At 31.5% G+C, this 14,808-nt stretch carries 13 protein-coding genes; 8 read left to right on the plus strand and 5 right to left on the minus strand.

Annotation, left to right across the window (positions count from 1 at the left end; translation table 11 throughout):
* Positions 1-139 precede the first annotated feature (139 nt).
* Together ACM591_RS06205 and fumC are read left to right on the plus strand one after the other, a co-directional pair.
* Positions 140-550 carry a hypothetical protein gene (locus tag ACM591_RS06205; protein WP_029376883.1) on the plus strand — a complete coding sequence of 137 codons (411 nt, stop codon included), beginning with the start codon at positions 140-142 and terminating at the stop codon, positions 548-550.
* Between the two features lie 227 nt (positions 551-777).
* The gene (gene fumC, locus ACM591_RS06210) at positions 778-2,163 is read left to right on the plus strand and encodes a class II fumarate hydratase (RefSeq protein ID WP_029376884.1); all 1,386 of its coding nucleotides are present in this window, start codon (positions 778-780) and stop codon (positions 2,161-2,163) included.
* 372 nt (positions 2,164-2,535) lie between these two features.
* On the opposite strand, the gene ACM591_RS06215 is transcribed toward fumC, so the two are convergent.
* The gene (locus ACM591_RS06215; protein ID WP_029376885.1) at positions 2,536-3,363 is read right to left on the minus strand and encodes an RluA family pseudouridine synthase; all 828 of its coding nucleotides are present in this window, start codon (positions 3,361-3,363) and stop codon (positions 2,536-2,538) included.
* Positions 3,364-3,553: 190 nt separating this feature from the next.
* Here ACM591_RS06215 and ACM591_RS06220 point away from each other — a divergent pair, with 190 nt between their 5' ends.
* The 6 genes from ACM591_RS06220 to ACM591_RS06245 all read left to right on the plus strand — a co-directional run bounded on the left by ACM591_RS06220 (position 3,554) and on the right by ACM591_RS06245 (position 9,953).
* Complete coding sequence (locus ACM591_RS06220) at positions 3,554-4,663, plus strand: GAF domain-containing sensor histidine kinase (RefSeq protein WP_186335584.1); 1,110 nt, start codon at positions 3,554-3,556, stop codon at positions 4,661-4,663.
* 21 nt (positions 4,664-4,684) lie between these two features.
* Positions 4,685-5,308 (plus strand): response regulator, encoded by a 624-nt coding sequence (locus ACM591_RS06225; protein WP_029376887.1) that lies wholly within the window; start codon positions 4,685-4,687, stop codon positions 5,306-5,308.
* Between the two features lie 120 nt (positions 5,309-5,428).
* Entirely contained in the window at positions 5,429-6,709 is a 1,281-nt protein-coding gene (locus ACM591_RS06230) for a dicarboxylate/amino acid:cation symporter (RefSeq protein ID WP_081225089.1), read from the plus strand.
* A 275-nt stretch (positions 6,710-6,984) separates the two neighbouring features.
* A complete protein-coding gene (locus tag ACM591_RS06235) occupies positions 6,985-8,169 on the plus strand; it encodes an FtsW/RodA/SpoVE family cell cycle protein (RefSeq protein ID WP_081225088.1) in 1,185 nt (394 codons plus the stop codon).
* Between the two features lie 46 nt (positions 8,170-8,215).
* Entirely contained in the window at positions 8,216-9,130 is a 915-nt protein-coding gene (locus ACM591_RS06240; RefSeq protein WP_029376890.1) for an LCP family protein, read from the plus strand.
* A 34-nt stretch (positions 9,131-9,164) separates the two neighbouring features.
* On the plus strand, positions 9,165-9,953 hold the full coding sequence (locus ACM591_RS06245; RefSeq protein ID WP_029376891.1) for a sulfite exporter TauE/SafE family protein: 789 nt from the start codon (positions 9,165-9,167) through the stop codon (positions 9,951-9,953).
* A 298-nt stretch (positions 9,954-10,251) separates the two neighbouring features.
* Here the strand turns inward: ACM591_RS06245 and ACM591_RS06250 are convergent, their stop codons facing one another.
* The 4 genes from ACM591_RS06250 to pflB all read right to left on the minus strand — a co-directional run bounded on the left by ACM591_RS06250 (position 10,252) and on the right by pflB (position 14,786).
* A complete protein-coding gene (locus tag ACM591_RS06250; protein ID WP_058625908.1) occupies positions 10,252-10,560 on the minus strand; it encodes a hypothetical protein in 309 nt (102 codons plus the stop codon).
* Between the two features lie 171 nt (positions 10,561-10,731).
* Complete coding sequence (locus ACM591_RS06255) at positions 10,732-11,532, minus strand: ABC transporter permease (RefSeq protein ID WP_325996764.1); 801 nt, start codon at positions 11,530-11,532, stop codon at positions 10,732-10,734.
* A gap of 222 nt (positions 11,533-11,754) precedes the next feature.
* Positions 11,755-12,510: a pyruvate formate-lyase-activating protein gene (gene pflA / locus ACM591_RS06260; RefSeq protein ID WP_029376894.1), complete on the minus strand. Its 756-nt coding sequence runs from the start codon at positions 12,508-12,510 to the stop codon at positions 11,755-11,757.
* Positions 12,511-12,536: 26 nt separating this feature from the next.
* Positions 12,537-14,786 carry a formate C-acetyltransferase gene (gene pflB, locus ACM591_RS06265; RefSeq protein WP_135059039.1) on the minus strand — a complete coding sequence of 750 codons (2,250 nt, stop codon included), beginning with the start codon at positions 14,784-14,786 and terminating at the stop codon, positions 12,537-12,539.
* Positions 14,787-14,808: the final 22 nt, after the last annotated feature.

Below are 14,808 nucleotides of genomic sequence, written 5' to 3' on the forward strand. Positions count from 1 at the left end.
ACCTTATATCATTGTTAGCTTATCAAATTAGATTTACAGTTATGTAAATTTAAATGTAGTGTGAGTTACAAAAAAGCAATGCCATGTTAAAAGTTAATATGGTATGATTAAAGCATTATTGATTTAAGGAGATTTATATATGTTAAGTAAGCAATGGAAATATATCATGATAGTTGCAGTAATTATTAACTTATTATCAATTAAAGGTTTTCCAATGGCAATTGGTGCTATCTACTTACCAGTATTATTTAAAATTATTAAATTGCAGATAAATTTATCACGTGGCCTTGTAGATCAGGTTAATGCTTCTACATTTGTTAAAGGTAATCAAACAGGTATTATTATTAGTGTTTTATGCTGTATGATTGTAACTGTTTTATTATTTAAGCCGTTAGGCGATTTTTATAGCAATTTAGACGGCTTTTTAGGTTTATTAATCACAATAAGTCCAGTAACGATGGTAATCGGTGCTATACTGTTAATTTTAACTGCTATTGGTATTATTCAAGCTGCTAAAGAACAGTTTAAAAATGTAAATATAACAAAATAATTATAACGTCTAATAATTTTTAAGAAGAAAACCTCGGAAATAGTTGAGGTTTTCTTTTTATATATAAAGAAATAGGTTATTGAAGAGAGTGAAGAAAGAATTGATAAATATTATGTTTTTAAGAAAAATGAATTTATAATGAAAACGCTATATAATACAATTGCCCGTTTAAAATGATTAATGCTATACTTAAAATGAACTAAGATTAATGAAGGGGAGATTTATAAATGTCAGTTAGAATTGAACATGATACATTCGGTGAAATAGAAGTACCATCAGACAAATATTGGGGTGCTCAAACAGAAAGAAGTAAACGTAACTTCCCTGTTGGTAAAGAACGTATGCCAATTGAAGTTGTTTATGGATTTGCTCAATTAAAAAGAGGTGCCGCTTTAGCTAACTATGAATTAGGAAAATTATCAGCTGCTAAGAAAGACGCAATTGTTTATGCATGTGATCGTGTATTAAATAAAGAATTAGATGATCATTTTCCTTTAGTAGTATGGCAAACAGGCAGCGGTACGCAAAGTAATATGAATGTTAATGAAGTTGTAAGCTTTGTGGCAAACACTTACTTAAAAGAGCAAGGTAGCGATGAATCTATTCATCCTAATGATGATGTCAATAAATCACAAAGTTCTAATGATACGTTCCCTACAGCAATGCACGTGGCATTATATAACGAAGTAGAAACGAAACTAGAGCCTGCATTAAAATCTTTAAGAGACACATTTAAACAAAAAGAAGAACAATTTAATGATATTATTAAAATAGGTCGTACACATTTACAAGATGCTACGCCAATCCGTTTAGGTCAAGAAATTAGTGGTTGGCGCTATATGTTAGATAAATGTGAAACATTATTAACTGAATCAAAAGCACATATTTTAAATTTAGCAATAGGTGGAACTGCGGTTGGTACTGGTATTAATGCGCACCCTGAATTTGGTGATAAAGTCGCTAAGTTCATCGCAGAAAATACAGGATATCCATTTGTATCTTCTGAAAATAAATTCCATGCATTAACTGCACATGATGAGGTAGTACAACTGCATGGCTCATTAAAAGCGCTTGCGACAGACTTAATGAAAATTGCTAACGATGTTAGATGGTTAGCATCAGGCCCACGTGCAGGATTAGCAGAAATTTCAATACCTGAAAATGAACCAGGTTCATCGATTATGCCGGGTAAAGTTAACCCTACACAATGTGAAATGTTAACAATGGTTGCTGTCCAAGTTATGGGGAATGATACAGCAGTAGGAATTGGTAGTTCACAAGGTAACTTTGAATTAAATGTATATAAACCTGTTATATTATTAAATACACTACAATCTATTTATTTATTAGCAGATGGTATGGATACATTTAATAGTAACTGTGCTGTTGGCATAGAACCAATTCCTGAAAACATCGATAATTACTTAAATCAATCGCTTATGTTAGTTACTGCTTTAAACCCACACATTGGTTATGAGAAGGCAGCAAGTATTGCTAAAAAAGCCCACAAAGAAGGCTTAACTTTAAAAGAATCTGCAATTCAGTCAGGCTATGTAACAGAAGAACAATTTGAGCAATGGATTAAACCAGAAGATATGGTTGAACCGAAGTAAATATATCGTAAAAAGCAATTGTTGTGATCAATTAAGTAATGACTTGTAATCGCATCGAAAGGTATATTCTTAACTAATAAACGCACTGTCATTTTAAATGACAGTGCGTTTTCTTTTTATGGTATTAAGAATTTTGAAATTATACATACATATACTAACTTATATGAAAATAAGGGGTGAATGATAGTTATAACTTTGAGTATAAGTATTGATTTGAGTAAATAGTGAAGTATAGATTAAAAAAAGACACTTCAATATAAGTATAGTCTTTGTTACTTTATATTGAAGTGTTTATATATTTTGTAGAAAAGATATTAAGATAAGTTTTAGGCATGTAATAGTATAAAATTTATGATTAAGTATACTACTAAATTAGATTTCATCATCTAGACTGACAGAAATTTGTGCTTGTGTCAGTGGATGGATGAATTCAATTTTATAACTATTTAATTGAAGTTGTCTCAAAGTAGAGTTTCCATATAATGGGTCGCCTATAACTGGATGTCCAATTTCAGCTAAATGAACACGGATTTGGTGAGTGCGGCCTGTATCTAATTTTAATTCTAATTCACAGACGTCTTCTTTGACCATTTTTGAGTCAAGAATATGTGTAATTGCTGATTGTCCGGTTGGTGACACCCTACGTTTGTTAGAATGAAATTTATCTTTACCAATTGGCATATCAATAGTTTGAGGTTTGATTGGTAATAAACTATGAACATTTGCTTTATAGATGCGATCAATTTCATTTTCTTCTAACATACGATCTAATATTTTTTTCATCAATGGGTTTTTTGCTACGATTAATAAACCAACAGTTTCTTGGTCTAAACGGTGAATTGGTTCAACATAGTCACTTTTAACTGTATAAATTACATGATTCATTAATGTATTACTTTCTTTTAAATCATTTGGGTGTGTTTTAACACCTTTTGGCTTCATGACTATAGCGATATCATCATCTTCGTAGTAAACTTGTGCAAAACGATAACTAGGTAAATAGTTACTTACTTCATCTGGAGTAGGGATAAACACATTGTCACCTGTGTTAACTCTTGTCATTAATGAAGCGGTTGCGTCGTTAATTGTAATTGCTTTAGACATGTTTAAATTATGCAAATCTTTTTTAGGTAAATGCAATTGTTGAAAAATTTCTCTTAACGTTAAATCATTGTATTTAATAGGGATTTCAAATTTCATAGTATCCTCCTTGATAATCAACTATTATCATACCATAAACATAGATTTAAAAATATTAGATAAATACTTTCAGTAGATTAAAAATTACATTTGTAATTAAATTATATATTCAATCAAAAAATCAGGATTTTTAAATTATTATCTTAGAAGGTATAATAAACATAAAGTTGTAAAGGAATGGACTGGTTAAATGGAAAAACCAACTAGACTTGCATTGTTAAAAGAAATTGCTGAATTTTTAAATGAAGAGACAGAAACATATACTATGATTCAAGGCGCATTGAAATATTTAATTGAAGGTACTGCATTTACTACGGGGTGGATATTTTTTATAGATGACGCGGGACAACATGAATTAGTTGCCCATTATGATTTGCCTGGCGCATTATCAAAACAAAATTGTAAATATATGTGTGAAGGTACCTGTTGGTGTGTGCAAGCGTATCAAAATAAAAAACTGACTAAAGCGTCTAATATAATAAATTGTTCGCGTATTAATCTTGCAAACCGTGCATTTCATGAAGAAACAGAAGGCATTACCCATCATGCAACGGTGCCGCTACGCTCTGGGGATGAGTTGTTTGGTCTCTTAAATGTAGCAACGCCATACAAGACAAGTTATAGTGAAGAGGATTTAGAATTACTAGAGTCTGTTGCTTTTCAAATTGGTTCTGCAATAAAGCGTATCGTATTAACGGATCAAGAGAAGGAAGCTGCGCGTACCAGTGAAAGAAATCGACTCGCGCGTGATTTACATGACTCAGTAAATCAATTGCTTTTTTCTGTAAAGTTAACTGCGCATGCTGCACAAGGTATTTCTAATGAAGAAGTATCGCGTAAAGCTTTTAATATAATTGAAGAAACAAGTCAACAAGCTGTAAATGAAATGCGTGCATTAATTTGGCAACTAAAACCAGTTGGATTAGAACATGGTTTAGTTAAGGCTATTCAAAATTATAGCGACGTATTACAATTGGATTTATCAGTTAGCGTTGAAGGTTTGATTAGCTTGCCAAGTATTATTGAAGAAAATATCTACAGAATTATCCAAGAAGGTATGAATAATACGAAAAAGCATGCCCAAGATACAGAAATTACATTAAAACTAGCACAAAATCAGGACTATTTTTATGTAGAAATTAAAGATTTCGGTATAGGCTTTAACATGCAACAATCAAACTATAATAATTCTCATGGCATTAATAATATGAAACAACGAGCAAAAGTGATTAATGCCAGTATAGAGATAAACTCCGAAGAACATAAAGGAACTCAAATTTATATAAAAGTGCCTTTATAAAGTAATGAAAGGAAGATTAAATTGAATCGAATTGTGCTTGTTGATGATCATCACATTGTAAGACAAGGTTTAGAATTTTTATTGTCTACAGTAGATGATTTAGAAGTCATTGGAGGATTTTCAGATGGTAAATCATTTTTATCATACTTAACAACTAATGATTTACCAGATATTGTATTACTAGATTTAGTTATGCCAGAAATGAACGGCATTGAAATTACAAAGATATTAAAAAGTAATTATCCCCAAATAAAAATATTGGTCTTAACGAGTTATGTTGATGATGAACACGTGATATCTGCTATTGACCAAGGGGCAGATGGATATGAAATGAAAGATGTTGAACCAGAGCAATTAATTAAAACAATAAAAAAAGTGCTAAATGGAGAAAAAATTATTCATCCACAGGCTCAAAGTGTTATGGAAGCTGTTAGTAAAAAGCCACATTTTACAAATAAATTATCTAAGCGTGAGGCAGAGGTTTTAGCTGAAATGGCCAAAGGTAAGACTAATAAAGAAATTGCAGAAACATTGTTTGTGTCTGAAAAGACGATTAAAACACATGTGAGCCACATTTTTAATAAATTACAAGTAACGGATCGTACACAAGCAGCTATCTATGCGATGCAGAATAATTTAATATAAATCTGGATTTTATTTAAAAACATACCACGTGGAAGCAATTTTCTTCTTATTTAGAAAAATTACTTTAAAATATATAAAAATACTATATAATAAAGTTAATACTCAAAAGGGGATGTTGCTATGAAAACAAAAAATCTTTCGTTGAAGATTGTCATAGCATTAATACTAGGTATTGCAATTGGTTCTATATTTAATATTTTTACGGACTCAGCTTTTGTCGAGAACGTAGATAAATACCTATTTAATGTTATCGGACAAATTTTCTTGAATTTAATCTTTATGCTTGTAGTACCAGTAGTATTTGTATCCATTGTTTTAGGAGTAGTCGGTGTAGGGGATCCGAAATTATTGGGAGGGATTGGACTAAAGACAATTGCTTTCTTTCTAACTACGACTGCAATTGCAATTACAATCGGACTTACTTTGGCAATGTTGTTACAACCTGGTGCAGGTAAATCTGAGCTTTTAAATAGCGATGATGTATCAAGTTATCAACAAACACTAAACAAAGAAAACAGTGCACAAGATTCAGCTGCAAAACAAACATTTGATCAAACGCTTATTAATTTGTTTCCTAAAAACCCATTACAAGCAATGACCGAAGAAAATATGTTGCAAATCATTACATTTGCGATATTCATTGGCGTTGGTATTATTATGGTAGGTTCCAAAGCACAGATGGTACATAAATTTTTAGAACAAACCAATGAAGTGCTAATGTATATCGTGACTATGATAATGAGCGTATTTGCTCCAATAGGAACTTTTGCCCTAGTGGCACACGCATTTACAGGGGCAGGATTTGGGGCAATTCAGCAACTGGGGATGTACTTCTTTATTGTATTGTTAGCCTTGGTAATCCATTTCTTTGTAGTTTATGGTACTGCTGTCAAGGTTATGGGAAGAACGAGTCCATTAAAATTTTACAAGGAATTTATTCCTGCGATTACATTAGGGTTTAGTGCTTCAAGCTCAACCGCAACTTTACCTGTTTCTTTAGAATGTACAAAGAAAATGGGAGTTAGGCGTGAAATTGCTTCATTTGTTCAACCATTAGGCGCAACGATTAACATGGACGGTACAGCAATAATGCAAGGTGTTGCTACTGTATTTATTGCTCAAATATCTGGCGCAACCTTATCTTTTACACAAATTATAACGGTAGTCGTAATCGCCGTAGTAGCTTCAATTGGAACAGCAGGTGTTCCTGGTGTGGGTCTAATAATGTTAGCCATGGTGTTAAACGCAGTAGGCTTAGATCCAGCTGCAATCGGTATAATCCTAGGTATAGATAGATTGCTAGATATGACAAGAACTTCAGTGAATATAACTGGTGATGCAGCTTGTGCATTAATTATTTCTAGATCTGAAGAGAGAAAATTAACCGCAAATAATGAATGAATTAAAATAGTTTAGAATGGATAATTTAAGAGGATGAAACATTATTTTAATGTTCTGTCCTCTTTTTTTATTAAAATCATTAGTTGTAAAAATAAAAGTGTTATTGGTTAATTATTTTTGCAAATTATTCTATAAAAATAGACTATATGTTTTAAGTTGTTGTTAAAAAAGTTTTTGTTATTAAAAATAAGACTTTAGGACTACCTAAAAAATATTGCTATAACATTACCTTTGTGCAACAATTGTAAACATAGTATTAAGAAAGGGTAAAGTTAATGTTAAATATATTGAGAAGCTTTAAAAAGCGATTAAAACATTTAGATATTGGTATCATAATTAGTTTTATAATTCTAAGCGTCATCGGTGTCATAATGGTATACAGTGCAAGTATGGTTCCTGCTTCTAAGGGGAGTTTAACAAATGGAACACCCATTGAAGCTAATTATTTCATGAAAAGACAATTTATCTTTTTCATTTTAAGTGTTTGTATAATCTTATTTATTAGTATGTACTTTAATATTAAAATGCTAAGAAATGCCAGTACTCAAAAATTTCTAATAGTAGGGACATTTGCATTATTAATCCTGACGTTACTAATTGGTAAGGATGTAAATGGTTCTAGAAACTGGATCAATCTTGGGTTGTTTAGTTTACAATCATCTGAGTTTTTAAAATTAGTTGCTATTTTTTATCTTTCATATATTTTAGATAAAAAATTAACAAACAATCGAGATTATAAGTTGAAGAATATTGTTCCACCTTTAGGCGTATTAGGTGTGGGATTAGCTCTAGTATTAATGCAGGGAGATCTAGGGGGTACATTATTAACTGTTGCAATTATTGTGGCTATCTTAATGTATTCTGATATCAAAAATAAAATAAAAATACAAATTTTAACTATTACTTCTATTCCTGTAGTACTATACATCTTTTATACTTTAGTTTTTGATTCGAAAAATCTATATAGAATGAAACGAATTAAAGTAGTATTGGATCCATTTAAGTACGAAAATGGTGACGGATATCAACTTACAAATGCATTAGTTTCAATAAGTAACGGTGGCGTATTCGGTCGTGGCCTAGGTAATGGTATTTTGAAATTAGGCTATTTACCAGAACCACATACAGACTTTATATTTACTGTTATTTCTGAAGAATTAGGCCTCATAGGTGTATTACTTATACTACTGATGTATGGTTTTATTATCTTAAAAGGATTTATTTATGCAAACAAAACGCGTAACCACTTTTACAAATTAATTTGCGTAGGTGTAGTTAGTTATTTATTTATGCAAGTATTTGTAAATATAGGCGGTGTATCTGGATTAATACCATTAACTGGTGTAACACTCCCTTTATTAAGCTATGGTGGGTCATCCATCCTAAGTATTAGTATAGCATTGGGAATTTTATTGGCAGTTATCCGAGAAATAAAAAAAGAGTCCAAAGTATATGAATAATACATGGAAAAATCAATTGAATAATTAATGGAAAGGAAGAAGTAATTTGAAGTTATCGAAAATAGGCAAAATTGTAGCGATTATTTTACTGTTAATACTTATTATAATCGGATTTTTTGCATATAAGTTATTTCATCTTAATCAAGCAATACATGATTCAGACGGTACAGATGAAGCAACGAAAGCAACACAAGAAAAAATAAAAAATAACAAACCAATTTCTATCGCAATATTTGGGGTGGATTCAGATGCGAAGCGCGCTGAGGAAAACATGGGACAACGTACAGATACACTATTAATTGCATCAATTAACCCCGAAAAGAAAAAAACAAAACTCATTTCTATACCTCGTGATATGAATAGTAATATCCCTGATGTCGCTGGTAATCAAAAGATTGCGCATGCTTATGCATACGGTGGTCCAAAGACAGCAATGGACACACTTAGACAAAATTTAGATGTACCGGTAGATGCTTATGTTACTTTAGACATGGATGGTTTCGAAAAGATGATTGATATCTTTGATGGTGTAACTGTAACAAGCAACGCAACATTTAGTTATAATGGTTCTAGTTTTAAAGAGGGACAAAAAGTGAAATTAGATGGCGATAAAGCACTGAATTATGTGCGTAGTCGTAAAGAAGAAGGTGCAGGTGGTGACGAAGGTCGTACTGAAAGACAACGTCAAGTGATTGATGAACTATCTAAAAAAGCAAATGGTTCTTCTAATTTATTTAAGATAAATAAAATACTTAAAGTTAGTGAAGAAAATGTTAAAACCGACCTGAACGTTGGAGATTTAAAATCTTTATATTCAAATTATAAGGATGCTACAAATTCTATTGATAAAGAATCTATCGATGGTGAAAATTTAATAGAATCTGATGGAGTTTGGTATTTTGAACCAAATGAAGAAGATAAAAATGTTAAAATAAATGAATATAAGAATAATTTAAAATAGAATATAGGGTTTTAATGTTGAGAGGTGTAAAGCAATGACAGTTATAATATTGCTTATAATAGGACTCGTTTCTTCTATTATAGGTTCTTTAATCGGTGTTGGTGGAGGTATTATCATTGTACCTACGCTAGTTTTTATAGGTGCAAATTTTGATTTATTAAGTGGTATTACAACTCAAACTGCAATTGGTATATCATCTGTGACGCTTGTTTTTACAGGTTTATTTTCAATAATTGCATACCGGGGCAAAGGCAAAGATGCGATTGATTTTAGAAATGGTATTTTATTTTCTATTGGTATTATTCCCGGATCGTTATTAGGGGCTTACCTAAGTCAATTTCTGAATGATATATACTTTAATATTATATTTGGTATATTTTTATTTTTAATTTCAATCTTACTTTTTATAAAAGACTACTTAGCATCTAAAAAGGACAGTACTACAGAAAAAAATGTGAATCTAACATTAGGAATTATTTTTGCATTTTTTGTAGGTATCAGTGCTGGTTTGTTTGGAATTGGTGGCGGTGTGTTAATGACGCCGTTAATGATTATTGTTTTCAACTTCACACCACACGTAGCTGTGGCAACAAGTATGATTATTATTTTTACTTCAAGTTTAGCAAGTTCAGTAGGACATGTGATTCAAGGACATGTGATTTGGGGCTATGGATTGATATTAATCATTGCAAGTTATGTAGGAACAAAATGCGGTGTGAAAATTAATAGATCAATTAATTCTGCAAAGTTATCCAACTTACTTAAATTTGTTTTGATTTGTTTAAGTATCTATTTAATCATCAAAGGATTTATTGAATTGTAAATTTAACAAGTATGAGTAAGATAATGTGCTGATTAATTAAACATTATCATTTGCTTATGACATAGTTGACTAGAATTGAAAATATCATCTTAGCGCATTTTGAATTCTAGCTAGCTTATTAACAATTTATTAGAATAGAAAAAGATGGGTAAATGTAATTTTATTATGCATGCTAACTTATAATAATTTTTACAGAAAATCAGCCTAAAACATGTTATTGTTTTAGGCTGATTTTTTTAATAATAAACATTAGTAGAATAAAATAATTTATATTAACTCCGTACGCTATATTTTTAAACTATTGAATTTCATTATAAAGCTCTATAAATTGTTTGCCTCTTTTACGATTTATAGAATTAAAAATCCATGTTTCACCATCTTTGTCCATAACAACCATTCTATAACAGGTTAATGCTAAACCCATTTTAATGTTTTTAATGTCTGAAAATAAGAATTCATTTTTAAATTTTGGCAGTTTTGCACCATCGCTAGTTTTAAAATATATACGATCGCTGAGCAAAATTAAATCACCAGCAATTGATTGTGAAAGTGAATATTTCAATGTGGCTTGAATAACAAATACCGGATTGTTAAAATCTATATTCATAACTTATTCCTCCAAATTTTAATTAATGAGTTAAATTCAATGAGGTTTGACAGAAGATTCAACTATTTACTTAATATTATCACTAATGTTGCGTGCTATAAAATATAAACGGAAGCAATAACCCACTTTATTTCATCATGAATGATTTAAAGTGGGTTTAGTATAGTTAAATTATATAAAATCGGCAAAATGGTCTCTATAACGCATATGCAATATAGAACCAACAATAAATAAAATAGTTACTAGGGCAAGGTTATACAGCGTTAAGTGCCAGTGTTCTATAAAATACCATTGATGGTGAAGAACAGATGCTCTATAGCCCTCCGCTAGAAAATAGATAGGATTTAATTTCATTACTGTCATTACTATTTCATTTTTAGGCGTATACAAAATAGAAGATACGAAAAATATGATTCTCATCAACGATTGAACTACCATCTGTGTGTCTCGAATGAGTACACCTAATGTAGAAGTTAATAGTGAAATAACTATAGTGAGTATAAGTGCATAGGGTACATAAATTAATAATTGTAATGAATATATGGAAGGATAATAACCTCCAAAGAAACATAATATTAATACAATCATAAGTAAACCAAGATGTCCATAAAATCTACTGAATACAATATAACTAGGTATGATAGATAAAGGGAATTTCATTTTAGCTACTTGATTATACTTTGAAGTGATTGATTTTGTACCTTCTAATACACCTTGATTAACGAAAAACCACATGCTAATACCGACAATTAACCAATAAATAAATGGAATACCATCATGTGTTGTATTATTTCGTAACCCTAAACCAAAGACAAACCAGTAAACTGCAATTTGCATGGCTGGGTTTATAATCTCCCAAGCGATTCCTAAGTAATTATTGTGATTTGAAATGCGTAGTTGAAAGTCTGCTAATCTTTTAATTAAATATAAATTTTTTAATTGCTCTTTTAAAACAAAATATACCGCATTCATTTGAATATATCACTCTTTCATGCTAACTTTTAAAAACTGACAAATAAGATTATACATTATTTAAAAAAATATAAGCAAATATAAATATAATATTAATGATATTAAACGTTAAAGCATATCTATAGAGAGGTTAGTATATCGTCATTAAATACTTTATTTAAGCTAAAACGAACCTCCCGAATTAGCGAAGCGGGAGGTTCGTTAAAACATTATATAAAATGGTTATATTTTCAAAGGGATATTACCTTTAAAATTTACAAACTGATAAGCTAATTTAACATCGTTATCTGTAGGTGGTTGAACATCCTTTAAAGGATAGCTAAAGTTCATTGCTTCCCATTTATGAACACCAAGTTGATGATAGGGCAATATTTCAAATCTTTCTACATTATCTAATGTATTTATAAATGCCCCTAATTGTATCAAATCTTCTTTAGCATCAGTATATCCGGGAACTAGCACGTGTCTAATCCAAACAGGCTGTTTTAGCTCTGATAACTTTTTAGCAATTTTTAATATATGTGTATTAGGTTTTTCAGTTAATGCTATATGTTTTTCGTTATCAATATGTTTAATATCTAATAGTATTAAGTCTGTATATTTTAATAATTCATCGAAGTGACGTTGAAAGGCTAGTGTGTCATTTGCGCAGCCTGCAGAAGTATCGATGCATGTATGAATTCCGTTTTCCTTTAATGCTTTAAATAAAGCTGTAATAAAGGGCATTTGCAGTAACGGTTCACCACCACTTATAGTTACGCCTCCTCCAGATGCTTCGAAATAAGGTTTGAAAGATGTTATTTCATCAATCATTTCATCAACTGTTACTTCTCTAGAAAATGAATTAACTTTCCATGTATCTGGATTATGACAATACAAACATCTCAATAAACAGCCTTGCATAAAGAGTATATATCTAATACCTGGACCGTCGACAGTGCCCATACTTTCGACAGAGTGCAAGTGTCCTTTAAGCATTTTGCTCCCACCTTATTAATATTTATTTACATTCTTTCATGGAACGTACGAGAAATAACATCTAACTGTTGTTCTCGTGTTAATTTAATGAAATTAACAGCATAGCCAGAAACACGAATAGTTAATTGTGGATACTCTTCAGGGTGATCCATTGCATCTAGCAAAGTGTCTCGATTAAAGACGTTTATGTTTAAATGATGGCCGTGTTGCATAGCGTATCCATCGAGCATACTTGTAAGATTTCTATTTTGTTCTTCTGGTAATTTTCCTAATGATTTAGGAACGATGCTAAAGGTATTTGAAATACCATCTTTACAACAATCATAAGGGATTTTTGCAACAGAACTTAGTGACGATAATGCACCTTTTTGATCTCGTCCGTGCATTGGGTTGGCACCAGGAGCAAATGGTTCACCAGCTTTTCGTCCATCAGGTGTGTTACCAGTCTTTTTGCCATAAACGACATTTGAAGTGATAGTGAGTACACTCATCGTATGTTCAGAATCACGATACGTTTTATGACTTCTTAATTTAGTCATAAAGCGTTCTACTAAATCAACGGCAATATCATCTACACGAGTATCATTGTTGCCATATTTAGGGAAATCTCCATTTATTTCAAAATCAATTACTAAGCCATTTTCATCACGTATTGGAGTAACTTGAGCATATTTAATTGCTGACAATGAATCCGCAGCAACTGATAATCCTGCAATACCAGTCGCCATTGTACGTATAATATTAGTATCATGTAACGCCATCTCGATACGCTCGTAACTGTATTTATCGTGCATATAATGAATAACATTTAAAGAATTGATGTAAACACCTGCTAACCAATCCATCATTTTATCAAATTTTTCAAATACTTCATCGTAATTTAATACATTTGAATTGATAGCTTCATAGGATGGTCCTACTTGCATACCAGATTTTTCATCTTTTCCACCATTAATTGCGTATAATAGAGTTTTAGCTAAGTTCGCGCGAGCACCAAAGAATTGCATTTGTTTACCAATTTTCATTGCAGATACACAACATGCAATGCCATAGTCATCACCGTATGATTCTCGCATTAAATCATCATTTTCATATTGAATTGAACTTGTTTTTATACTCATTTTTGCACAGTAGTTTTTAAAATGGGACGGCAATTGTACCGACCAAAGTACAGTTAAATTAGGCTCTGGTGCAGGACCTAAGTTGTCTAATGAGTGCAAGAAACGGAATGAGTTTTTAGTTACAAGTGGTTTACCATTAATTCCTATACCGCCAATTGATTCAGTAACCCAAGTAGGATCCCCAGAGAACAATTCATTATAATCAGGTGTACGTGCAAATTTCACAATACGTAATTTCATAATAAAATGGTCAATTATTTCTTGAACTTCACTTTCTGTTATCGTTCCATTTTTTAAATCTCGTTCAGCGTATATATCTAAGAATGTAGACGTACGTCCTAAACTCATAGCAGCACCATTTTGTTCTTTAATAGCAGCTAAATATGCTAAATAAAGCCATTGTACAGCTTCTTTAAAATTATTAGCAGGGCGTCCAAGATCAAAGCCATATGTTTTCCCTAATGTCTTCAATTCTTTGAGCGAACGATATTGTTCTGATAATTCTTCGCGTAAACGAATAACATCTTCAGACATTTCAGTAGACATAGTATTAAAGTCGTGCATTTTTTCTGCCATCAAAAAGTCAATACCGTATAGCGCAACACGACGATAGTCACCAATTATTCTTCCACGACCGTAAGCGTCAGGAAGACCTGTGATAATACCAGCTTTTCTACAATTAAGCATTTCGTTAGAGTAGGCATCAAACACGCCTTGATTATGTGTTTTACGATAATCTGTAAATATTTTTTCAGTTTCTGAATCTAGCTCATAACCATATGCTTCACATGCTGCTTTAGCCATACGAATGCCTCCAAAAGGCTGCATAGATCGTTTAAATGGTTTCTCAGTTTGGACACCGACAATAGTTTCTAAATCTTTATTTAAATATCCAGCTTCATGTGAAGTTATTGTAGAAGGTACTTTTGTATCCATATCCCACATGCCACCACGTTCACGTTCTTCTTTGGATAAAGCCATCACTTGATCCCAAAGCTTTGTTGTTGCCTCAGTTGGTCCTTCTAAAAATTGATCGTCGCCTTCATATAGTGAGTAGTTTAGTTGGATAAACTCACGAACATCAACATGGCGATTCCAACGTCCATTTTTGAATCCTTGCCAAGCGGTTTCGTGTAATTTTTCTTTTGCTAACATTTTTACTCCTCCATTCATTTTG

The organism is Staphylococcus sp. Ze2 (genome assembly GCF_048568365.1).
GTDB classification, from domain to species: Bacteria; Bacillota; Bacilli; order Staphylococcales; family Staphylococcaceae; genus Staphylococcus; species Staphylococcus xylosus.